19 protein-coding genes and 1 other RNA gene are annotated in these 21,239 nt (G+C 57.7%); 14 read left to right on the plus strand and 6 right to left on the minus strand.

Annotation, left to right across the window (positions count from 1 at the left end):
- The first annotated feature begins 189 nt into the window (after nt 1-189).
- The 6 genes from clpX to KHQ26_RS12930 all read left to right on the plus strand — a co-directional run bounded on the left by clpX (nt 190) and on the right by KHQ26_RS12930 (nt 7,603).
- Complete coding sequence (gene clpX, locus KHQ26_RS12905) at nt 190-1,464, plus strand: ATP-dependent protease ATP-binding subunit ClpX (protein WP_002891807.1); 1,275 nt, start codon at nt 190-192, stop codon at nt 1,462-1,464.
- 183 nt (nt 1,465-1,647) lie between these two features.
- Entirely contained in the window at nt 1,648-4,002 is a 2,355-nt protein-coding gene (lon, locus tag KHQ26_RS12910; RefSeq protein ID WP_004151336.1) for an endopeptidase La, read from the plus strand.
- 209 nt (nt 4,003-4,211) lie between these two features.
- Nucleotides 4,212-4,484 carry a nucleoid-associated protein HU-beta gene (gene hupB / locus KHQ26_RS12915; protein WP_002444653.1) on the plus strand — a complete coding sequence of 91 codons (273 nt, stop codon included), beginning with the start codon at nt 4,212-4,214 and terminating at the stop codon, nt 4,482-4,484.
- 214 nt (nt 4,485-4,698) lie between these two features.
- The gene (gene ppiD / locus KHQ26_RS12920; protein WP_020804792.1) at nt 4,699-6,573 is read left to right on the plus strand and encodes a peptidylprolyl isomerase; all 1,875 of its coding nucleotides are present in this window, start codon (nt 4,699-4,701) and stop codon (nt 6,571-6,573) included.
- A gap of 148 nt (nt 6,574-6,721) precedes the next feature.
- Nucleotides 6,722-7,090 (plus strand): helix-hairpin-helix domain-containing protein, encoded by a 369-nt coding sequence (locus KHQ26_RS12925; protein WP_004144680.1) that lies wholly within the window; start codon nt 6,722-6,724, stop codon nt 7,088-7,090.
- Nucleotides 7,091-7,201: 111 nt separating this feature from the next.
- Complete coding sequence (locus tag KHQ26_RS12930; RefSeq protein WP_002891860.1) at nt 7,202-7,603, plus strand: YbgC/FadM family acyl-CoA thioesterase; 402 nt, start codon at nt 7,202-7,204, stop codon at nt 7,601-7,603.
- 111 nt (nt 7,604-7,714) lie between these two features.
- Here the strand turns inward: KHQ26_RS12930 and queC are convergent, their stop codons facing one another.
- Both queC and KHQ26_RS12940 read right to left on the minus strand, forming a co-directional pair.
- Nucleotides 7,715-8,416 carry a 7-cyano-7-deazaguanine synthase QueC gene (gene queC / locus KHQ26_RS12935; RefSeq protein ID WP_002891863.1) on the minus strand — a complete coding sequence of 234 codons (702 nt, stop codon included), beginning with the start codon at nt 8,414-8,416 and terminating at the stop codon, nt 7,715-7,717.
- Between the two features lie 66 nt (nt 8,417-8,482).
- Entirely contained in the window at nt 8,483-10,183 is a 1,701-nt protein-coding gene (locus KHQ26_RS12940; RefSeq protein WP_211777894.1) for an SgrR family transcriptional regulator, read from the minus strand.
- A gap of 127 nt (nt 10,184-10,310) precedes the next feature.
- Between KHQ26_RS12940 and cof the strand changes: the two genes are divergently transcribed.
- Entirely contained in the window at nt 10,311-11,129 is an 819-nt protein-coding gene (gene cof, locus KHQ26_RS12945) for an HMP-PP phosphatase (RefSeq protein WP_004151335.1), read from the plus strand.
- Between the two features lie 44 nt (nt 11,130-11,173).
- Here cof and KHQ26_RS12950 read toward each other — a convergent pair whose 3' ends face one another.
- Entirely contained in the window at nt 11,174-12,226 is a 1,053-nt protein-coding gene (locus tag KHQ26_RS12950) for a PLP-dependent cysteine synthase family protein (protein ID WP_004147342.1), read from the minus strand.
- 115 nt (nt 12,227-12,341) lie between these two features.
- On the opposite strand from KHQ26_RS12950, the gene KHQ26_RS12955 reads away from it, so the two are divergent.
- From KHQ26_RS12955 to amtB, 5 genes are all read left to right on the plus strand, one after another.
- Nucleotides 12,342-12,800 (plus strand): Lrp/AsnC family transcriptional regulator, encoded by a 459-nt coding sequence (locus KHQ26_RS12955; RefSeq protein WP_002891873.1) that lies wholly within the window; start codon nt 12,342-12,344, stop codon nt 12,798-12,800.
- Between the two features lie 43 nt (nt 12,801-12,843).
- Nucleotides 12,844-14,616, plus strand: a complete 1,773-nt coding sequence (locus tag KHQ26_RS12960; RefSeq protein WP_004213754.1) for a SmdA family multidrug ABC transporter permease/ATP-binding protein — start codon at nt 12,844-12,846, stop codon at nt 14,614-14,616.
- Nucleotides 14,609-16,387 (plus strand): SmdB family multidrug efflux ABC transporter permease/ATP-binding protein, encoded by a 1,779-nt coding sequence (locus KHQ26_RS12965; protein ID WP_004178754.1) that lies wholly within the window; start codon nt 14,609-14,611, stop codon nt 16,385-16,387. The genes KHQ26_RS12960 and KHQ26_RS12965 overlap by 8 nt, the downstream gene beginning before the upstream one ends.
- Before the next feature lie 243 nt (nt 16,388-16,630).
- Nucleotides 16,631-16,969, plus strand: coding sequence for a P-II family nitrogen regulator (gene glnK, locus KHQ26_RS12970; protein WP_002891893.1), 339 nt, complete (start codon nt 16,631-16,633; stop codon nt 16,967-16,969).
- Between the two features lie 33 nt (nt 16,970-17,002).
- On the plus strand, nt 17,003-18,289 hold the full coding sequence (amtB, locus tag KHQ26_RS12975; RefSeq protein ID WP_004152876.1) for an ammonium transporter AmtB: 1,287 nt from the start codon (nt 17,003-17,005) through the stop codon (nt 18,287-18,289).
- Nucleotides 18,290-18,343: 54 nt separating this feature from the next.
- Here the strand turns inward: amtB and tesB are convergent, their stop codons facing one another.
- Complete coding sequence (gene tesB, locus KHQ26_RS12980) at nt 18,344-19,207, minus strand: acyl-CoA thioesterase II (protein ID WP_020804789.1); 864 nt, start codon at nt 19,205-19,207, stop codon at nt 18,344-18,346.
- A gap of 216 nt (nt 19,208-19,423) precedes the next feature.
- Here tesB and KHQ26_RS12985 point away from each other — a divergent pair, with 216 nt between their 5' ends.
- On the plus strand, nt 19,424-19,915 hold the full coding sequence (locus tag KHQ26_RS12985) for a YbaY family lipoprotein (RefSeq protein ID WP_002891903.1): 492 nt from the start codon (nt 19,424-19,426) through the stop codon (nt 19,913-19,915).
- 37 nt (nt 19,916-19,952) lie between these two features.
- Here the strand turns inward: KHQ26_RS12985 and KHQ26_RS12990 are convergent, their stop codons facing one another.
- Both KHQ26_RS12990 and KHQ26_RS12995 read right to left on the minus strand, forming a co-directional pair.
- Complete coding sequence (locus tag KHQ26_RS12990; RefSeq protein ID WP_004142687.1) at nt 19,953-20,264, minus strand: MGMT family protein; 312 nt, start codon at nt 20,262-20,264, stop codon at nt 19,953-19,955.
- A gap of 67 nt (nt 20,265-20,331) precedes the next feature.
- Nucleotides 20,332-20,739: a dTDP-glucose pyrophosphorylase gene (locus tag KHQ26_RS12995; protein WP_004178755.1), complete on the minus strand. Its 408-nt coding sequence runs from the start codon at nt 20,737-20,739 to the stop codon at nt 20,332-20,334.
- A 240-nt stretch (nt 20,740-20,979) separates the two neighbouring features.
- Here KHQ26_RS12995 and ffs point away from each other — a divergent pair.
- An RNA gene (ffs, locus tag KHQ26_RS13000) (signal recognition particle sRNA small type) lies at nt 20,980-21,076 on the plus strand.
- Nucleotides 21,077-21,239 lie beyond the last annotated feature (163 nt).

The raw sequence follows: 21,239 nt of genomic DNA on the forward strand, positions 1-21,239 counted from the left end.
TTGGCTTTTATTCGGCCGCTTGTCTGGCAGGCTTGCGGCCGGTGGCTTCGCTACCGGCTCGATGTAGCGCGAAGGATTTTGTGTATATACTAATGAAGGGCGGCACAACGCTATATGGCGGCTTGCGCCTGAGAATGGCATTTGCGTCGTCGTGTGCGGCACAAAGAACTTAAAAAGAGGTTTGGACTCATGACAGATAAACGCAAAGATGGATCGGGCAAATTGTTGTATTGCTCTTTTTGCGGCAAAAGCCAGCATGAAGTGCGTAAGCTGATCGCCGGGCCATCCGTGTATATCTGCGACGAATGCGTTGATTTATGTAACGACATCATTCGCGAAGAGATTAAAGAAGTGGCGCCGCACCGCGAGCGCAGCGCGCTGCCGACGCCGCACGAGATTCGCCACCACCTTGATGACTACGTCATCGGTCAGGAACAGGCGAAGAAGGTGTTGGCGGTCGCGGTATACAACCACTACAAGCGTCTGCGCAATGGCGATACCAGCAATGGCGTAGAGCTGGGTAAAAGCAACATCCTGCTGATCGGGCCGACCGGTTCCGGTAAAACGCTGCTGGCGGAAACGCTGGCGCGCCTGCTGGATGTGCCGTTTACCATGGCGGACGCCACTACCCTGACCGAAGCCGGTTATGTGGGTGAGGACGTCGAAAATATCATTCAGAAACTGCTGCAGAAGTGCGATTACGACGTGCAGAAAGCGCAGCGCGGCATCGTTTATATCGACGAAATCGACAAAATTTCGCGTAAATCCGATAACCCGTCGATTACGCGCGACGTCTCAGGCGAAGGCGTGCAGCAGGCGCTGCTGAAGCTTATCGAAGGGACCGTTGCCGCCGTTCCGCCGCAGGGCGGGCGTAAACATCCGCAGCAGGAGTTCCTGCAGGTTGATACCTCCAAGATCCTGTTTATCTGCGGCGGCGCGTTCGCTGGCCTGGACAAAGTGATTTCCCACCGTGTGGAAACCGGCTCCGGCATTGGTTTTGGCGCGACGGTAAAAGCGAAGTCCGACAAAGCGAGCGAAGGGGAACTGCTGGCTCAGGTCGAGCCGGAAGATCTGATCAAGTTTGGTCTGATCCCGGAGTTCATCGGCCGTCTGCCGGTAGTGGCGACCCTGAACGAGCTGAGCGAAGAAGCCCTGATCCAGATCCTGAAAGAGCCGAAAAACGCCCTGACCAAGCAGTATCAGGCGCTGTTTAGCCTTGAAGGCGCAGAGCTCGAATTCCGCGACGAAGCGCTGGACGCTATCGCCAAGAAAGCGATGGCGCGTAAAACCGGCGCCCGTGGCCTGCGCTCAATTGTGGAAGCGGCGCTGCTGGATACCATGTATGACCTGCCTTCGATGGAAGATGTCGAAAAAGTGGTCATTGATGAGTCGGTTATCGCCGGTCAGAGCAAACCGCTGCTGATCTACGGCAAACCGGAAGCTCAGCAGGCATCTGGTGAATAATTAACCATTTCACTCAAGCAGTTAACAAAAAGGGGGGATTTCATCTCCCCTTTTATTTTTCCTGCATTCCCGCCGTTGAATGTGTGGAATACATCCCCATATACTGGATTACATATTAACGACGATGCAGTGGAGTGTGGCGTCGTCGGCTACCTGGCGGACTTTAAACTAAGAGAGAGCTCTATGAATCCTGAGCGTTCTGAACGCATTGAAATCCCCGTATTGCCATTGCGCGATGTGGTGGTTTATCCGCACATGGTCATACCCCTGTTCGTAGGGCGGGAAAAATCTATCCGTTGCCTCGAAGCGGCCATGGACCATGATAAAAAAATCATGCTGGTTGCGCAGAAAGAAGCGTCGACGGATGAGCCGGGTGTAAACGATCTTTTCACCGTTGGAACCGTGGCGTCTATTTTGCAGATGCTGAAGCTGCCGGACGGCACCGTGAAGGTGCTGGTCGAAGGGCTGCAGCGTGCTCGCATTTCTGCGCTGTCTGATAATGGCGAGCATTTCTCGGCGAAAGCGGAGTATCTCGACTCGCCGGCGATTGACGAACGCGAGCAGGAAGTGCTGGTTCGCACCGCTATCAGCCAGTTTGAAGGCTATATCAAGCTGAACAAGAAGATCCCACCGGAAGTGCTGACGTCGCTGAACAGCATCGACGATCCGGCGCGCCTGGCGGATACCATCGCGGCGCACATGCCGCTGAAGCTGGCTGACAAGCAGTCTGTGCTTGAGATGTCCGACGTTAACGAACGTCTGGAATATCTGATGGCGATGATGGAATCGGAAATCGATCTGCTGCAGGTTGAGAAGCGCATTCGCAACCGCGTCAAAAAGCAGATGGAGAAATCTCAGCGCGAGTACTATCTGAACGAGCAAATGAAAGCGATTCAGAAAGAACTCGGCGAGATGGACGACGCCCCGGACGAAAACGAAGCGCTGAAGCGTAAGATCGACGCGGCGAAAATGCCGAAAGAGGCGAAAGAAAAAACCGAAGCGGAACTGCAGAAGCTGAAGATGATGTCGCCGATGTCTGCGGAAGCGACCGTCGTGCGTGGCTACATCGACTGGATGGTGCAGGTGCCGTGGAATGCGCGCAGTAAGGTCAAAAAAGACCTGCGTCAGGCCCAGGAGATCCTCGATACCGATCACTATGGCCTGGAGCGCGTGAAGGATCGCATCCTTGAATATCTCGCGGTGCAGAGCCGGGTGAACAAAATCAAGGGGCCAATCCTTTGTCTGGTGGGACCGCCGGGGGTAGGTAAAACCTCGCTGGGTCAATCCATCGCCAAAGCGACCGGACGGAAATACGTTCGTATGGCGCTTGGCGGCGTGCGCGATGAAGCGGAAATCCGCGGTCATCGTCGGACCTACATTGGCTCGATGCCGGGCAAACTGATCCAGAAAATGGCGAAAGTGGGGGTCAAAAACCCGCTGTTCCTGTTGGACGAGATCGACAAAATGTCTTCCGACATGCGCGGCGACCCGGCTTCCGCGTTGCTTGAGGTGCTGGATCCGGAACAGAACGTGGCCTTTAACGACCACTATCTGGAAGTGGATTACGATCTCAGCGACGTGATGTTCGTGGCGACTTCCAACTCCATGAACATTCCGGCGCCGCTGTTGGACCGTATGGAAGTGATTCGTCTCTCCGGCTATACCGAAGATGAAAAACTGAACATCGCCAAACGTCATCTGCTGCCGAAGCAGATCGAACGTAACGCGCTGAAGAAAGGCGAGCTGACCGTCGACGATAGCGCCATTATCGGCATTATTCGTTACTACACGCGGGAAGCGGGGGTACGTAGCCTGGAGCGTGAAATCTCCAAGCTGTGCCGCAAGGCCGTTAAGCAACTGCTGCTGGATAAATCGCTGAAACACATCGAAATTAACGGTGAGAATCTGCATGATTATCTCGGCGTACAGCGCTTCGACTATGGCCGCGCCGATAGTGAGAACCGCGTCGGTCAGGTGACCGGTCTGGCGTGGACGGAAGTGGGCGGCGATCTGCTGACCATCGAAACCGCCTGCGTGCCGGGCAAAGGCAAGCTGACCTACACCGGCTCGCTGGGCGAGGTGATGCAGGAGTCGATTCAGGCTGCGCTGACGGTGGTACGTTCGCGGGCTGACAAGCTGGGCATTAACGCCGACTTCTACGAGAAGCGTGACATTCACGTGCACGTGCCGGAAGGGGCGACGCCTAAGGATGGTCCGAGCGCGGGTATTGCCATGTGCACGGCGCTGGTCTCCTGCCTGACCGGCAACCCGGTACGCGCTGATGTGGCGATGACCGGTGAAATTACTCTGCGTGGTCAGGTGCTGCCGATCGGCGGTCTGAAGGAAAAACTGCTGGCGGCGCATCGCGGCGGCATTAAGACTGTTCTGATTCCTGATGAGAACAAACGCGACCTTGAAGAAATTCCGGATAACGTTATCGCCGATTTGGATATCCATCCGGTGAAACGAATCGAGGAAGTTCTGACACTTGCGCTGCAGAACGAACCGTTCGGCATGCAGGTTGTGACCGCGAAATAGTGATTCTGCGCAAATTGCGCTAATAAAAATAGGGCTGGTAAGTCATTTCGGACTTGCCAGCCTTTTTTTGTGTAGCTAACTTAGATCGCTGGCAGGGGGGTCATCGACAACTGCTGTTGTAAGGGCATGACAGTCCTGATATAACTGCTGCGCGGTCGCACTATGAAGGACTCAGGTGCGATATAAATTATAAAGAGAGGAAGAGAACAGTGAATAAATCTCAACTGATTGACAAAATTGCTGCGGGTGCGGACATTTCTAAAGCTGCAGCTGGACGTGCGTTAGATGCTTTAATCGCTTCTGTTACTGAATCTCTGCAGGCTGGGGATGACGTTGCGCTGGTAGGTTTTGGTACCTTTGCTGTTAAAGAACGTGCCGCCCGTACTGGTCGCAACCCGCAAACAGGTAAAGAAATTACTATCGCTGCCGCAAAAGTGCCGGGCTTCCGTGCTGGTAAAGCGCTGAAAGACGCGGTGAACTGATCGGCTTTCCCGTCAGGGAATGTGACGAAGTACAAGGGCGCATCGTGAGATGTGCCTTTTTTATTGCCTTTTCAGACCACTTTATGTGTGTTTATCGCCACTTGTGGGCTGACAATCACCCTGTTTTCTTGTCAAAATACGTCCTCACGCGCGGCGGCCATCACGTGCTATGCTGCGCGAGCTAAAGTCATCTACAGCGGAGCGTTGTTACACCATGATGGACAACCTACGCACGGCCGCCAACAGCGTCGTGCTCAAGATTATTTTCGGTATCATTATCGTCTCGTTCATTTTGACCGGGGTGAGTGGTTACCTGATTGGCGGTGGCAAAAACTATGCCGCAAAAGTGAATGGCCAGGAGATTGGCCGTGGGCAGTTTGAAAACGCCGTCGCCAGCGAACGTAACCGTATGCAGCAGCAGCTTGGCGATCAATTCTCCGAGCTGGCGGCGAACGAAAACTACATGAAAACCATGCGCCAGCAGGTGCTGAACCGCCTGATCGATGAGTCGCTTCTGGATCAGTATGCCCGCGAGCTGGGCCTCAGCATCAGCGATGAGCAGGTGAAGCAGGCGATCTTCCAGACCCAGGCGTTCCAGACGAACGGTAAGTTCGACAACCAGCGTTTCAGCGGTATTGTCGCCCAGATGGGGATGACCACCGATCAGTACGCCCAGGCGCTGCGTAACCAGCTGACCACGCAGCAGCTGATTAACGCCATTGCGGGTACCGACTTCATGCTGCCGGGCGAGTCCGATCAGCTGGCGGCGCTGGTATCTCAACAGCGGGTGGTCCGCGAAGCGACCATCAACGTAAATGCCCTGGCGGCAAAACAGACCGCCAGCGATGAGGAAATCAACGCCTTCTGGCAGCAGAATCAGGCCCGTTTTATGGCGCCGGAGCAGTTCCGCGTCAGCTACATCAAAATGGATGCCGCCAGCATGCAGGAGAGCGCCTCTGACGAAGAGATTCAGTCATGGTACGACCAGCACAAGGATCAGTTCACTCAGCCGCAGCGCAACCGCTACAGCGTGATTCAGACCAAAACTGAAGCCGATGCGAAAGCGGTACTGGCCGAGCTGCAAAAAGGAGCGGACTTCGCCACGCTGGCGAAAGAAAAATCGACCGATATTATCTCTGCCCGCAACGGTGGCGATATGGGGTGGATGGAAGATGCCTCTACCGTGCCTGAGTTGAAAGATGCCGGGCTGAAAGAGAAAGGCCAGCTGTCTGGCGTGATCAAATCCTCGGTTGGCTTCCTGGTAGCTCGTCTGGACGACGTCCAGCCGGCGCAGGTGAAGCCGCTGGCTGACGTGCGTAATGACATTGCGGCGAAAGTGAAGCAGGAAAAAGCGTTGGATGCTTACTACGCGCTGCAGCAGAAGGTGAGCGATGCGGCCAGCAACGATAATGAATCGCTGGCGAGCGCAGCGCAGGTCGCCGGGATGAAGGTCGTAGAAACCGGCTGGTTTGGCCGCGATAACCTGCCGGAGGAGCTGAACTTTAAACCGGTCGCTGACGCTATTTTCAACGGCGGTCTGGTGGGTGAGAACGGCGCGCCGGGCAGCAACTCCGATATCATTACCGTTGACGGCGATCGCGCTTTTGTTCTGCGCATTAGCGAACACAAAGCCGAGGCGGTGAAGCCGCTGGCCGAAGTGAAGGCACAGGTTAGCGATATCGTTAAGCACAATAAAGCGGAACAGCAGGCGAAACTGGAGGCCGACAAGCTGCTGGCGGCGCTGAAAGACGGCAAAGGCGATGAAGCGATGAAGTCGGCTGGCCTGAGCTTTGGCGCGCCGCAGACGCTTTCTCGTACCGGCCAGGATCCGCTGAGCCAGCTGGCATTTACCCTGCCGCTGCCGCAGCAGGGTAAACCGGTCTACGGCGTGGGCAGCAATATGCAAGGCGATGTGGTGCTGGTAGCGCTGGATGAGGTGAAAGCCGGCAGCATGCCGGAAGAGCAGAAGAAGGCCATGGTTCAGGGGATCACCCAGAACAATGCCCAAATCGCTTTCGAAGCGCTGATGAGCAACCTGCGCAAGGCGGCGAAAATTAAGCTCGGCGACAGCATCGACCAGCAGCAGTAATTTCGCGTCGTCTCGCAAAAATGAGCAACACGATGTAATCCTCAAGGGCCGCTTTCGCGGCCCTTTCCATTTCTGTGATTTGCCTTTTGTCGACTATCCGCACTGACGCTATCGTGACCTTGCTGTCTACACACAAGGAGATATCAGCATGAAATATGGAATAAAAGCACTGATGGCCGCGGGCGTTCTGGTTTTTGCGGTAGGGGTACAGGGGGCGCTGGCGGCACCCGCCAGCGGCAAAGCGGCGGTGAATAAAGAAAATGTGCAGGCGTCCTCTTCGGCGAAGGCGGAAGCGGTGCCCGGCGAGTCTGACAACGGGGCGACAAAGGTCAGCATTAACCGCGCCAGCGCCGAACAGCTGGCGCAGGCGTTGAATGGCGTAGGATTGAAAAAAGCCCAGGCTATTGTCAGCTACCGCGAAGAGTACGGGCCGTTCAAAACCCTCGATGATCTGAAGCAGGTCCCGGGAATGGGGAGCGCGTTGGTGGAGCGCAATTTAGCCCATCTGACGCTGTAAATTTTATGCCAGACCTTGCACAGCGGTGATTTTTTGCCAGGATAAAGAGGTTGCATCAAGTGGTGTGACCTCTTACCTCATAAACAACAATAACAGAAAGGCATTAGTGCTATGCAGACACAAATTAAAGTTCGCGGCTATCATCTGGACGTCTACCAGCATGTGAACAACGCTCGCTACCTGGAGTTCCTTGAGGAAGCCCGCTGGGACGGCCTGGAAAACAGCCCCGCGTTTCAGTGGATGATGGAGAAAAACATCGCCTTCGTGGTGGTGAATATCAATATTAACTATCGTCGTCCGGCGGTACTGGGCGATGTGCTGACGGTGAGCAGCAAACTGGAGCAACTCAACGGCAAAAGCGGCACCCTAAGCCAGGTGGTCACCCTCAACCCCAATGGCGAAGTAGTGGCCGATGCGCTGATTACCTTCGTTTGTATCGATTTGAAAACCCAGAAGGCGCTGCCGCTGGAAGGGGAATTGCGTGCGAAACTTGACCAGATGAACCTGCGCTGACAACCGTCGTGCGAGTGGCGGGCCCACGGCAGGTGATGAACCCGTAGCCCCGGTAAGCATCGCGCCACCGGGGAATTTGAGTCAAAGCTCCGGTAAATCGATCCCCGGAGATTATGCCTGCGCCAGTCCGGTTTTTTGCTGCATCACCGCCATTACCCCGACCTTGTCCGCCAGATACTGGTTGAGTCCGTTTGCGCGCAGGTTACAGGCGGCGCACTGGCCGCAGCCATCGCCCTTAATGCCGTTGTAGCAGGTGAGGGTTTCTCGGCGCACCAGATCCAGCTGACCCCAGTAGTCGGCGAGCGCCCAGGTCTCGGCTTTATTCAGCCACATCAGCGGCGTCTCAAAGCGAATGTCTTTCGCCATCCCCAGGCTGACGGCGTGGTGCAGCGCTTTGACAAACTCATCGCGGCAGTCCGGGTAGCCGGAGAAGTCGGTCTCGCACACGCCGGTGATGATGGCTTCGGCTTTTACCTGATAGGCGTAGATTGCCGTCAGGGTTAAAAACAGAATATTACGCCCGGGGACAAAGGTGTTGGGAATACCCTCGGCATCAGGCTGATAGTCCGGTACCGGAATGTTATCGCGGGTCAGGCTGCTGACTGCCAGTTCGTTGAGCAGAGTGACGTCCAGCACTTTATGCGCGACGGCGCCCAGTTTCAGGGCGAGTTCGCGCGCAACGTCGATTTCCGCGCGGTGGCGTTGGCCATAATCAAAAGTGACGCAATGCACTTCATCATACTGTTGCAGAGCCTGCACCAGACAGGTGGTTGAATCTTGTCCTCCGCTGAAGACAACTACGGCGCGTTTCATGGCAATTCCTGACTAAATGAATAAAGGCGATATGGTAGCGCCAGACGCCCTCCATCACCAGCTCTCTCACGTCGACGAGGCCGGCAGCCAGGCGCTGGCGAAGTCGAACCAGCCCCGGGCGTTGAGGCGCAGACCATTGACCCCCGGTGGCGCGCTGATCCGATAGTTATACTTGAACAGCGGCGTCATGATGGCGTCTTCCATCAGGCTGTTAAATACGTTGCGCAGCGCATCGTTGCGGCTGCGAGCGTCGGGCTGAGACTGCACCGCGTCTAATGTCGCCTGCAGATGAGCATATTGCGCCCCGGTCAGCAAATTAGGCCACAGCATATCGCAGCGCAGCCACTGTTCCAGGGCGTACTCCGGCGCTTCGCCGATCAGACGGTCGCCCATCATCAGGTCGGCCTGCCCCAGATGCTGGCAGCCTTCCCAGTTTTTAGCGTCGTGGAACAGGAGCGTCAGCTCGCAGCCCAGCAGAGCCAGACGTTGCCTCAGCTGTTCGGCCATCGCATGTAGCTCGACCGGGAGATGATAGAGCAGGGTGAGCCTGGCCGGCAGCGGTACCGCGTTGTTTGCCGGTCCCTGCGGGATGGACCAGCCCGGCAGCACCTCATGGCTTGGCGTAATCAGATCCTCCTCCAGCGGCAGCGTATCCAGTAGCGACGAGTGATGGATTATCGACACCAGCCGCTGGGCCTGCGCTTTGCTAAGCCGAGGGCTGTGGCGCAGGGTCAAATAGCAGAAGCCAAGGCTGATACGGTTGCTGACCTGACGCAGATTATGCAGCTCTTCGCGATCGCCGATGGTGATCTGCACCGGATGGCGGCAGCTGGTGCCGAGAACGCGGTCAAAGAGCTGAGGAGTGATCCAGTACTCCACCGCCTGGATCAGCGGATGCTGCAGGTGGTAGCGGGGATGGTTTTCCAGGCGGACGAGTTCCGGACTAAACCGCTTCAGGCGGAACGGTCCGCAGCCAATGGCCGGATCGTCGGGATGCGCCAGCACGCTGCAGTAGCTGGCGAGGCGGAACGGCAGCCAGTAGTCAGGGCGATGCAGGGTTATTGTTAAACACTGGGCATGGGTGACATCGATACGGCTGATGCTGGCGAAGAGGGTCCGCAAGGCGGGCAGCTCAAGCAGCAGCAGTAACCGCTGTCGCAACTGCACGGTTTCCACCGTATCGCCATTGTGCCAGCACAGCGTGGAGCGGATATAAAAATGCCAGCGCAGGCCGTCCGGGGAGACCTGCCAGTGGTGCGCCAGATCGCCGATCGGCATATTGTCGCCTTCGTCGAAGCGCGTCAGCCCGGCATAGATTTGTCCGGCCAGATGCTGCTCGGCGCGGCCGGGGAGAAAGCCGGGACGCAGCGGCTCCAGCGGGCGATAGTAAGGAATACGCAGCGTGGGGGTATTGTTTTGCCACTGACCGCCGAGGAAGGGATGGAGCAGGGCTTTCAGCTCCACCGGGGCAAGCTGCGCCAGCTCCAGCGCGATTTGTTGCTGACCGTTGTTCAGCGCCTGCTCCATCATCTCGTTGCGCAGACTTTCCGGGGTTTTGTGAAATGAGAGCTGTCCGCGTTTGCCGCGCCCGGAGCTGGCCTGCCAGCTTAGCCACCCGGCCTCCTGCGCCTGACGCAGCAGAGTACGGACGTGGCGCTCGCTGCAAAAACAGCGCTCCGCCAGTTCGCCGACGGTGACCTGCTGCGGCGCCCCGGCTGAGGGTTGCCACAATCGCTGGTACTGATTTAAACGGTGTAAGAGTCGCATGGGGGCCGTCGTCCACCGGGCCGCTGTAAACCCGGAACAATTAATAATATCTATTCACTATTACTTCCGTATATCCCAGGAGATACTGCAACACAAGCGAAGCCCATCACACATCGGGGAAAATACCATGGCAAAACTGGCGGCATTTGATATGGACGGCACCCTGCTGATGCCGGACCATCGTCTTGGAGAAAAGACGCTTTCCGCGCTGAAACGGCTGCGTGAGCGCGATATCACCTTGACCTTCGCCACCGGCCGCCATGTGCTGGAGATGCACCATGTGATTGGCGAATTTTCCCTTGATGCATTTCTGATCACCGGCAACGGGACGCGCATCCATTCGCTGGAAGGGGAGGAGCTTTATCGCCAGGATCTCGCTCCCGAAGCGGCGGAAGCGGTGCTGCACGGCAAATGGGATACCCAGGCCAGCATGCACGTCTTTAACGATGGCGGCTGGTTCACCGGCCAGGCAAGGCCTGAATTGTTGCAAGCGCATGTATTCAGCGGCTTTCACTATCAACTGTGCGATCTGAAGCGTATGTCGGCGCAGCATGTCACCAAGATCTGTTTCTGCGGCGATCATGACGATTTGCGCCGTCTGCGGATCCAGCTGAATGAGACGCTGGGCGATCGCGCATTTCTCTGCTTCTCGGCAATGGACTGTCTGGAGGTGCTGCCGGTTGGCTGCAATAAAGGCGCGGCGCTGGCGGTGCTCAGCCAGCATTTAGGCTTCACCCTGCAGGAGTGCATGGCCTTCGGCGATGCGATGAACGACCGCGAGATGCTGGGCAGCGTTGGGCGGGGGTTCATCATGGGCAACGCGATGCCGCAGCTGAAAGCCGAGCTGCCGCATTTGCCGGTAATTGGCGACTGCCGGAATCAGGCAGTCTCCCATTTTTTAACTCATTGGCTGGATAATCCTGATCTTCCTTATTCCCCCGAATAGAGAGACCCTTCCAGCAAGCCAGATAGGCTTCTATCTGGCTTTTTTTATCGCCTTTCGACCAGACCGGCGATCTCCGCCTGCCAGGGCGCAATATCGCCGATATTGTCCGCCACCCACTGCGGGTTGTAATAGCTTTCCAGGTAACGCTCGCCGCTGTCGCACAGGAGTGTCACTATCGAGCCGGTGCGACCTTCCTCGCGCATCCGCGTGGCCAGCTGCAATACGCCCCACATATTGGTGCCGGTCGAGGCGCCGACCTTGCGCCCAAGCTGCGTTTCCAGCCACAGGGCGGTGGCTACGCTCGCCGCATCCGGCACGCGCAGCATCTCATCGACAACGTCGGGAATAAACGACGGCTCGACGCGCGGCCGTCCGATGCCTTCAATTTTGCTGCCGACCGGGCTGCGCAGGCTGGCGTCGCGGGTCTGCCAGTAATCGAGGAACACCGAATTCTGCGGATCAACGACCATCAGCTGCGTCTCGTAGCCCTGGCTGCGAATATAGCGGCCAATGGTCGCTGAGGTGCCGCCGGTGCCGGCGCTCATGACGATCCATGACGGCTGCGGGTGCGGCTCATGGCTCATCTGGCGGAAAATACTGTCGGCGATATTGTTGTTGCCGCGCCAGTCGGTGGCCCGCTCGGCGAAGGTAAACTGATCCATATAATGGCCGTTCAGCTCGCGGGCCAGCGTTTCGGAAGCCGCGTAGATTTCGCCGGCGCTCTGCACAAAATGGCAGCGTCCGCCGTAGAACTCGATCTGTTCGATTTTGCGCTTGGCGGTGCAGGAAGGCATCACAGCGATAAACGGCAGCCCCAGCAGGCGGGCGAAATAGGCCTCCGAAACGGCGGTTGACCCTGAGGAGGACTCTATAATTGGCGTGCCTTCTTTGATCCAGCCGTTGCACAAGCCATAGAGAAACAGCGACCGCGCCAGGCGATGCTTCAGGCTGCCGGTGGGGTGGGTGCTTTCATCTTTCAGATACAGGTGGATGCCCGGAAAAGCGGGCAGCGGCAGACGGATCAGGTGCGTGTCGGCGGAGCGCTGATAGTCAGCGTTGATTTCGCTAATGGCATGTTTAACCCAGGCGCTATTCATCGTGATTTCCTGTTTGTCATTTTGTGCCTAGCTTAGCGGAAAGCGCAGGAAAAATTGTTGCCATTTAACCTGTGGATTACCATTATGAGAGCAAAATTTTCTCTGAGGATGCCCAATGCTAGATAAAATTGACCGTAAGCTGCTGGCGCTACTGCAGGAAGATTGCACCCTCTCTTTGCAGGCGCTGGCCGATGCCGTTAATCTGACCACCACGCCCTGCTGGAAACGCCTGAAACGGCTCGAAGACGAGGGTATTCTCCGCGGGCGCGTCGCCCTGTTGGACGCGGAAAAGGTGGGGCTGGGGCTGACGGCGTTCGTCCTGATCAAGACCCAGCATCACAGCAGCGACTGGTACTGTCAGTTCGTGAGCGAAGTGACGCAGATGGCGGAAGTGCTCGGCTTCTGGCGGATGGCGGGGGAGTATGACTACCTGCTACGGGTGCAGGTGGCTGATATGAAACGCTATGACGACTTTTATAAACGTTTAGTGAACAGTGTGCCCGGTCTGTCGGATGTCACTTCGAGTTTTGCCATGGAACAGATAAAATATACCACCGCCTTGCCTGTCGAATAACGGTATTGCGCCGTAACCCATTACAAAATCAGGATTTTATTGCTTGCGATTATTTGCTCAACTCAGCTGGTACTTCCGCCGGGAGTGGCGCCGCTATCTTGGCGCAATTGCCCTGCTGGTCATTATTGCCGTCCTGCAGCTTATTCCGCCGAAGGTGGTGGGCATTGTGGTCGACGGCGTGACGCAACAACATTACACCGCGGAGAAGGTGTGGATGTGGATCGGCGCGCTGGTGCTGATCGCGGTGATGGTCTACCTGCTGCGCTATGTCTGGCGCGTGCTGTTGTTCGGTGCTTCTTACCAGTTGGCGGTTGAGCTGCGGGAAGATTTTTACCGGCAACTGAGCCGCCAGCATCCGGCGTTCTATTTGCGCCATCGCACTGGGGATCTTATCGCCCGCGCCACCAATGACGTGGACCGGGTGGTGTTTGCCGCTGGCGAAGGAGTATTAACCCTCGTGGATTCCCTGGTGATGGGCTGTGCGGTATTGATTGTGATGTCGACGCAGATTAGCTGGCAGCTTACTCTGCTGGCGCTGCTGCCGATGCCGCTGATGGCCCTGGCGATCAAACGCAACGGCGATGCGCTTCACGAACGTTTTCGCGTTGCTCAGGCGGCCTTTTCCAGCCTCAACGATCGCACGCAGGAGAGCCTGACCAGCATCCGCATGATTAAGGCGTTTGGGCTGGAGGATCGCCAGTCGGCGCAGTTTGCTGCCGATGCTGCCGATACCGGCGCGAAAAACATGCGCGTGGCACGCATTGACGCCCGCTTCGACCCCACCATCTATATCGCCATCGGGGCCGCTAACCTGCTGGCCATCGGCGGCGGCAGCTGGATGGTGATCCACGGCAGCCTGACCCTGGGCCAGCTGACCAGCTTCGTGATGTATCTTGGCCTGATGATCTGGCCGATGCTGGCGCTGGCGTGGATGTTTAACATCGTGGAGCGCGGTAGCGCGGCCTATGGTCGTATCCGCACGATGCTTGAAGAGGCGCCGGCGGTGGATGACGGGACCGAGGCGGTGCCGGCAGGCCGCGGCCTCCTGCAGGTTGCTATCCGCGATTTCATCTATCCGCAGGCGAGCAAACCTTCGCTGGAGCAGGTAAATTTTACTCTCCAGCCGGGGCAAATGCTGGGCATCTGCGGGCCGACGGGCGCCGGCAAAAGCACCATTCTGGCGCTGCTGCAGCGCCATTTTGACGTCACTCACGGCGAGATCCGCTTTCACGATCTGCCGCTGCCGATTCTGCAGCTCGACAGCTGGCGCGCCCGGTTGGCGGTGGTCAATCAGACGCCATTTTTATTCTCCGATACCGTCGCCAATAATATCGCGCTGGGAAAACCGGACGCGACGCAGGCGCAGATTGAGCGGGTTGCACAACTGGCCAGCGTGCATGACGACATTCTGCGTCTGCCTCAGGGCTACGAGACCGAAGTGGGCGAGCGCGGCGTGATGCTCTCCGGCGGCCAGAAACAGCGCATCTCTATTGCTCGCGCCCTGCTGCTGGAGGCCGAAATTTTGATCCTCGACGATGCCTTATCGGCGGTGGATGGCCGCACCGAGCACCAGATCCTGCATAACCTGCGCCAGTGGGGGGAGGGGCGGACGGTCATTATCAGCGCCCACCGCCTGTCGGCGCTCACCGAGGCCAGTGAAATTTTGGTACTGCAGCATGGGCATATTGCCCAGCGAGGCCGCCACGAGGCGCTGGCCGTGCAGCCCGGCTGGTACCGCGACATGTATCGATATCAGCAGCTGGAGGCCGCGCTCGACGAGGTCCCGCAGACGCAAGAGGAGGCCCTGGATGCGTAGCTTTACCGAACTCTGGCCGACGCTTAAACGCCTGCTGGCCTATGGTTCACCGTGGCGCAAGCCGTTGGCCATCGCGGTGGCGATGATGTGGATTGCGGCGGCGGCGGAAGTGAGCGGCCCGCTGCTTATTAGCTATTTCATCGACAACATGGTGGCGAAACATACGCTGCCGCTGAAGCTGGTGGCCGGCCTGGCGGTAGCCTATATCGGCCTGCAGCTGCTGGCGGCGCTCCTGCACTATAACCAGTCGCTGCTGTTTAACCGCGCCGCGGTCGGCGTCGTCCAGCAGTTGCGCAGCGACGTGATGGATGCCGCCCTGCATCAGCCGCTCAGCGAGTTTGATACCCAGCCGGTTGGGCAGCTTATCTCACGGGTAACCAACGATACGGAAGTCATTCGCGATCTGTACGTGACGGTGGTGGCTACGGTACTGCGCAGCGCCGCGCTGATCGGCGCGATGCTGGTGGCGATGTTTAGCCTCGACTGGCGGATGGCGCTGGTGGCGATCGCGATTTTCCCAGCGGTGCTGATCGTGATGATTATCTATCAGCGCTATAGCACGCCGATCGTGCGGCGGGTGCGCGCCTGGCTTGCCGACATCAACGATGGCTTCAACGAAGTGATCAACGGCATGGGCGTCATCCAGCAGTTCCGCCAGCAGGCGCGCTTTGGCGAACGGATGCGCGAGGCCAGCTATGCCCACTATCTGGCGCGGATGCAGACGCTGCGCCTGGACGGTTTTCTGCTGCGCCCGCTGCTGAGCCTTTTTTCCTCGCTGGTGCTGTGCGGGCTGCTGATGCTGTTCGGCTTTAGCGCGGTGGGCACGATCGAGGTTGGGGTCCTGTACGCGTTTATCAGCTATCTTGGACGCCTTAACGAGCCGCTTATCGAGCTGACCACCCAGCAGTCGATGCTGCAGCAGGCGGTGGTCGCCGGCGAGCGCGTTTTCGAGCTGATGGATCGCCCGCGCCAGGCGTGGGGTGCGGATGACGCGCCGCTGAGCAGCGGTCGGGTGGAAATTGACCATCTCTCCTTTGCTTACCGGGGGGACCGTCTGGTTCTCCAGGATATCACGCTGGATATTCCCTCCCGCAGCTTCGTGGCGCTGGTCGGACATACCGGCAGCGGAAAAAGTACCCTCGCCAGTCTGATGATGGGCTATTACCCGTTAACCCACGGCGAGATCCGCATCGATGGTCGACCGCTCGCATCCCTCAGCCACAGCGCGTTGCGTCGGGGCATCGCGATGGTGCAACAGGATCCCGTAGTGCTGGCGGATACCTTTTACGCCAACGTCGCGCTGGGCCGGGACATCAGTGAGGCGCAGGTTTGGGAAGCGCTGGAGGCGGTGCAGCTGGCGGCGGTGGCGCGCAGCATGAGCGATGGGCTGTACACCCAACTGGGCGAGCAGGGCAATAATCTCTCCGTCGGGCAGAAGCAGCTGCTGGCGCTGGCGCGCGTGCTGGTGGACACCCCGCAGGTACTGATTTTGGATGAGGCGACGGCAAACATCGACTCCGGTACCGAGCAGGCGATCCAGCAGGCGCTGGCGAAGGTCCGCCAGCATACCACCCTCGTGGTTATTGCCCATCGGCTTTCGACCATTGTGGAGGCCGATACCATCCTGGTTCTGCATCGAGGTCAGGCTGTCGAGCGGGGCACCCATCAGCAGCTGCTGGCGGCGAAAGGCCGCTACTGGCAGATGTATCAGCTGCAGCTGGCCGGCGAAGAGCTGGCGGCCAGCGCCAGAGAGGAGTCGCTCAGCGCCTGATGCACCACCAGCAGGCAGGGAACGCTGGGCGGCCTGCGATGGTGCAAAAACGTTACATCAAATGCACCGTTGTGGTGCATTTTTGCGCGCCAGGCGCCGTTGCGCAGGATATTGCCTGACCTGTCCCCTGTTTTTTGCCATCAAAGGGCCGCTTTGCGGCCTTTTTTCATTTCTGGCATAGCCCTTGCTTTATATCCATCGTGTTAGCTGCGGCCATTACCGAATACTGACTGGAGGGGACTTATGAAGCTGGTTACCGTGGTAATCAAACCATTCAAACTGGAAGACGTGCGTGAAGCTTTGTCTTCCATCGGCATTCAGGGCCTGACGGTCACTGAAGTCAAAGGATTTGGCCGTCAGAAAGGTCACGCGGAGCTCTACCGCGGCGCCGAGTATAGCGTCAACTTTCTGCCAAAAGTGAAGATTGATGTGGCGATTGCCGACGATCAGCTGGATGAAGTCATCGATGTCATCAGCAAAGCGGCTTACACCGGAAAAATTGGCGACGGCAAAATTTTCGTCGCTGAATTGCAGCGCGTCATTCGCATCCGTACCGGCGAAGCTGACGAAGCGGCACTGTAATTTCCAGACCACACAGTGATGGGGAACGAAACAATGAAAATGGCAACAATGAAATCGGGTCTGGGGGCATTAGCCCTTCTGCCGGGGCTGGCGATGGCCGCGCCTGCGGTGGCGGACAAAGCCGATAACGCGTTTATGATGATTTGCACCGCGCTGGTTCTGTTTATGACTATCCCGGGGATTGCGCTGTTTTACGGCGGCCTGATCCGCGGTAAGAACGTTCTGTCCATGCTGACTCAGGTGATTGTCACCTTTGGCCTGGTCTGCGTATTGTGGGTGATTTATGGCTATACCCTGGCCTTCGGCACCGGCGGCAGCTTCTTCGGCAGCTTTGACTGGGTGATGCTGAAAAATATTGAGCTGAAAGCGCTGATGGGCACCTTCTATCAGTATATCCACGTGGCATTCCAGGGCTCGTTCGCCTGCATCACCGTCGGGCTGATTGTCGGGGCGCTGGCGGAACGTATTCGTTTCTCCGCGGTACTGATCTTCGTGGTGGTATGGATGACACTCTCCTACGTGCCGATTGCGCATATGGTTTGGGGCGGCGGTCTGCTGGCGACCCATGGCGCGCTGGACTTCGCCGGCGGCACCGTTGTGCACATCAACGCCGCGGTCGCCGGGCTGGTGGGCGCCTATATGATGGGCAAACGCGTGGGCTTCGGCAAAGAAGCGTTCAAACCGCATAACCTGCCGATGGTGTTCACTGGCACCGCTATCCTCTACGTGGGCTGGTTCGGCTTCAACGCCGGCTCTGCCAGCGCAGCGAATGAAATTGCGGCCCTGGCGTTCGTTAACACCGTCGTGGCGACCGCTGCGGCTATCCTGGCGTGGACCTTTGGCGAATGGGCTCTGCGCGGCAAACCTTCATTGCTGGGCGCCTGCTCCGGGGCAATTGCCGGTCTGGTTGGCGTTACGCCGGCGTGTGGTTATATCGGTGTCGGCGGGGCGCTGATCGTCGGTATCGCCTCTGGCCTGGCGGGTATCTGGGGCGTGACTGCGCTGAAACGCTGGCTGCGTGTGGATGATCCTTGCGACGTCTTCGGCGTTCACGGCGTCTGCGGCATCGTCGGCTGTATCCTGACTGGTATCTTCGCGGCGACTTCTCTGGGCGGCGTCGGTTATGCGGAAGGCGTCACCATGGGCCATCAGCTGCTGGTGCAACTGGAAAGTATCGCCATCACCGTGGTCTGGTCCGGCGTTGTGGCGTTCATCGGCTACAAAGTGGCGGATATGACCGTCGGGCTGCGCGTGCCGGAAGAGCAGGAGCGCGAAGGGCTGGACGTCAACAGCCATGGCGAAAACGCCTATAACGCCTGATAAAAAAGCCATTCTCTCCTGATAGCGAAAAGCCTCCCGTCCGGGAGGCTTTTTTTATGCGTTGCGGTTGCGCATCACCCCTTCCTGAACCGTTGAGGCAACCAGCGTGCCATCCTGGGTGTAGAATTCGCCGCGAACGAAGCCGCGGGCGCTGGAGGCCGAGGTGCTTTCGACGCTATACAGCAGCCATTCATTAATATTAAACGGCCGGTGGAACCACATAGAGTGGTCGATGGTGGCGACCTGCATGCCGGGCTCAAGGAAACCAACGCCGTGCGGCTGCAGCGCCACCGGCAGGAAGTTAAAGTCTGAAGCATAGCCCAGCAGATACTGATGAATACGCAGATTGTCAGGGACGGCGCCGTTGGCGCGCAGCCAGACCTGGCGCACCGGTTCGGCGATATGGCCTTTCATTGGGTTATGAAACTCCACCGGACGGATCTCCAGCGGTTTATCGCAGAGGAATTTGTCTTTCACCTGCGGCGGCAGGAGATGCGCCAGCTTGCGAGCGATATCGGTTTCCGAAGGCAGGCCGTCAGGGGAGGGGGCGGCCGGCATTGCTTTCTGATGCTCATAGCCATTCTCTGGCGCCTGGAAGGAGGCGGTCATATAGAAAATCGGCTTCCCGTTCTGGATGGCGGCGACCCGACGGGCGCTGAAGCTGTTGCCGTCGCGCAGCACCTCCACATCGTAAACGATCGGCTTCTGGCTATCGCCGGGGCGAAGAAAGTAGCTGTGAAACGAATGAACCAGACGCTCAACGGGCACGGTCTCTTTTGCCGCATACAGCGCCTGACCCACTACCTGGCCGCCAAAAACCTGACGTAACCCCAGGTCTTCGCTCTGCCCGCGAAACAACCCTTCCTCAATTTTTTCCAGATCTAATAATGCCAGCAGGTTAGAGAGTGCCTGACTCATACTTATCCTCAATTAACAATAGCGGCGCAGCGCGCGTAATGTGGCCAAGTATAACCTGGAATCGCAAGTGGTCCGATGGGTGTAATAATCTGAATAACGACCAGTTAACAGGAACAAATCTGAGATCTGTGCCACACTTATTGACGACACGAAAGTTCCTGCCGGCGAAGCGGCGGAACATCCTCCTGGGTATTAAGGGATGATAAGGAGAACATCATGAAATTTGCCTATATGTTTAGTGCCTTAGCCGTCGCCGCGACGCTGACCGCCTGTGCTAATCACCACTCGAACAATTCTTCGACGCAGGCGGCCGCGCCCGACCCTTACGGTATCGCGACGCTGAGCGTGGCGCAGCAGCAGCCGAGCGTCACGGGGACGATTAATATCCGCCAGAGAATCGCTTTACCGCCGGATGCGGTACTGACGGTGACCCTGTCGGATGCTTCTCTGGCAGATGCGCCAGCCCGCGTATTGTCGCAAAAAGCGGTGCGTACCGAAGGCAAACAGGCGCCATTTAACTTTGCGCTGCCTTACAACCCGGCAGATATTCAACCGAACGCTCGCATTCTGCTAAGCGCGGCGATCACGGTTAACGGCCAGTTGATGTTTATTACCGATACCGTGCAGACGGTAATAAACCAGGGCGGCACTCATGCCGACCTGACGCTGGTTCCGGTCCAGCAGACCGCCGTTCCTGTCGCCCAGTAAGCTCGCTACGCCCCCGGATGGGGGCTTTTTTTTGCCTTCAATAAACCCAGCGATAATGCTGGAGATCGATATGGCCGCTGCCGGAGACCTGCACACCCTCGGCCAGCAGCGCCTGACGCTGCCGCTGTAGATCGGGGCCGGTGAGGGAGATATCGCCATGGCGATTGACCACCCGATGCCATGGCAGGGTGGACCCTTCCGGCAGGCGCTTCAATACGCCGCCCACCTGGCGCGCCGCGCGCGGTGAACCTGCCAGCCGGGCGACCTCGCCGTAGGTCGTGACATACCCTTCCGGTATCGACGCCACGATGTGCCAGACGCGTTGGGGAAATGTGTCGTGCGGAGCCATTTTCTGTCCTGTTACCGGCAAAACGTCAGCATAAGCGCTAAGCCAGGAGCTGTACAGCCGGCCTGGGTCAGGCGGCCTGTTCGACGGTGAACGTCAGAGCGAGGCCGAGGATCTGCATGCCATGGACATTGTCGGAGGCTGAGCTGGCGATGAGACTCTCAAGAAATTTCAACCGCTGCGAAGTGGCGTTGATGATCAGCCTCGCGCGCAGGCCCGGCATGGTTAACGACGAGATAGGGTACACCACCCGACCGCTGATATAGACCGGCAGCTTGCGTAGCTCCACCTGGCGCAGCACGCCGACGGTGGAATAGAGCAGCGCCAGCGGCGTAACCGCCCGCACCGGCGCGGGACTGATGGTCGCGAAGTCGAGCATTTTTTCAGGACGCAGGTAGTTTACGCCCTGAAAGGCGATGGTCATCCCTTCAATAGCAGGTAAAGGCAGAGTGATGGTCTGTGGTGATGAGTCAGTCATTCGATTACCGTCGAGACAATGTACTGGTGATAAAAGAGGACGAAGAGGATAAGTATGGTGGATAACCCGGATGTGTGCTGAGCGCGGGCTCGCAATCTCACAGGCTGACCGTGAGTGGCTGGTTTTATTCGCGTTATTGCGCAATAAACCAGCAGGCGGACGGTGTGAGCTTGCAATTCACCAGGTCAGCAGGGATAATGCGCCAGCGCGTTAGGCAACTAACGCTCTCAATGGGGGCTCTGTTGGTTCTCCCGCAACGCTACTCTGTTTACCAGGTCAGGTCCGGAAGGAAGCAGCCAGAGCAGACGACGTGTGTGCCGGGATGTAGCTGGCAGGGCCCCCACCCATTTCTCCCGCCTGGTGTTTCCCTTATATTTGTCCGGTTTTTATTCCTGCAATAATTAATTTCTGATAAAGATCGCATATTAGTTTTTGTTGTTAAACCCCCCTTCTTTTATTCCATAATATTTACTTGTCATAAATCTGAAATACTACTGAAA

Origin of the sequence: Klebsiella sp. 10 (assembly GCF_018223925.1) — a bacterium.
Taxonomy (GTDB): Bacteria; Pseudomonadota; Gammaproteobacteria; order Enterobacterales; family Enterobacteriaceae; genus Klebsiella; species Klebsiella pneumoniae.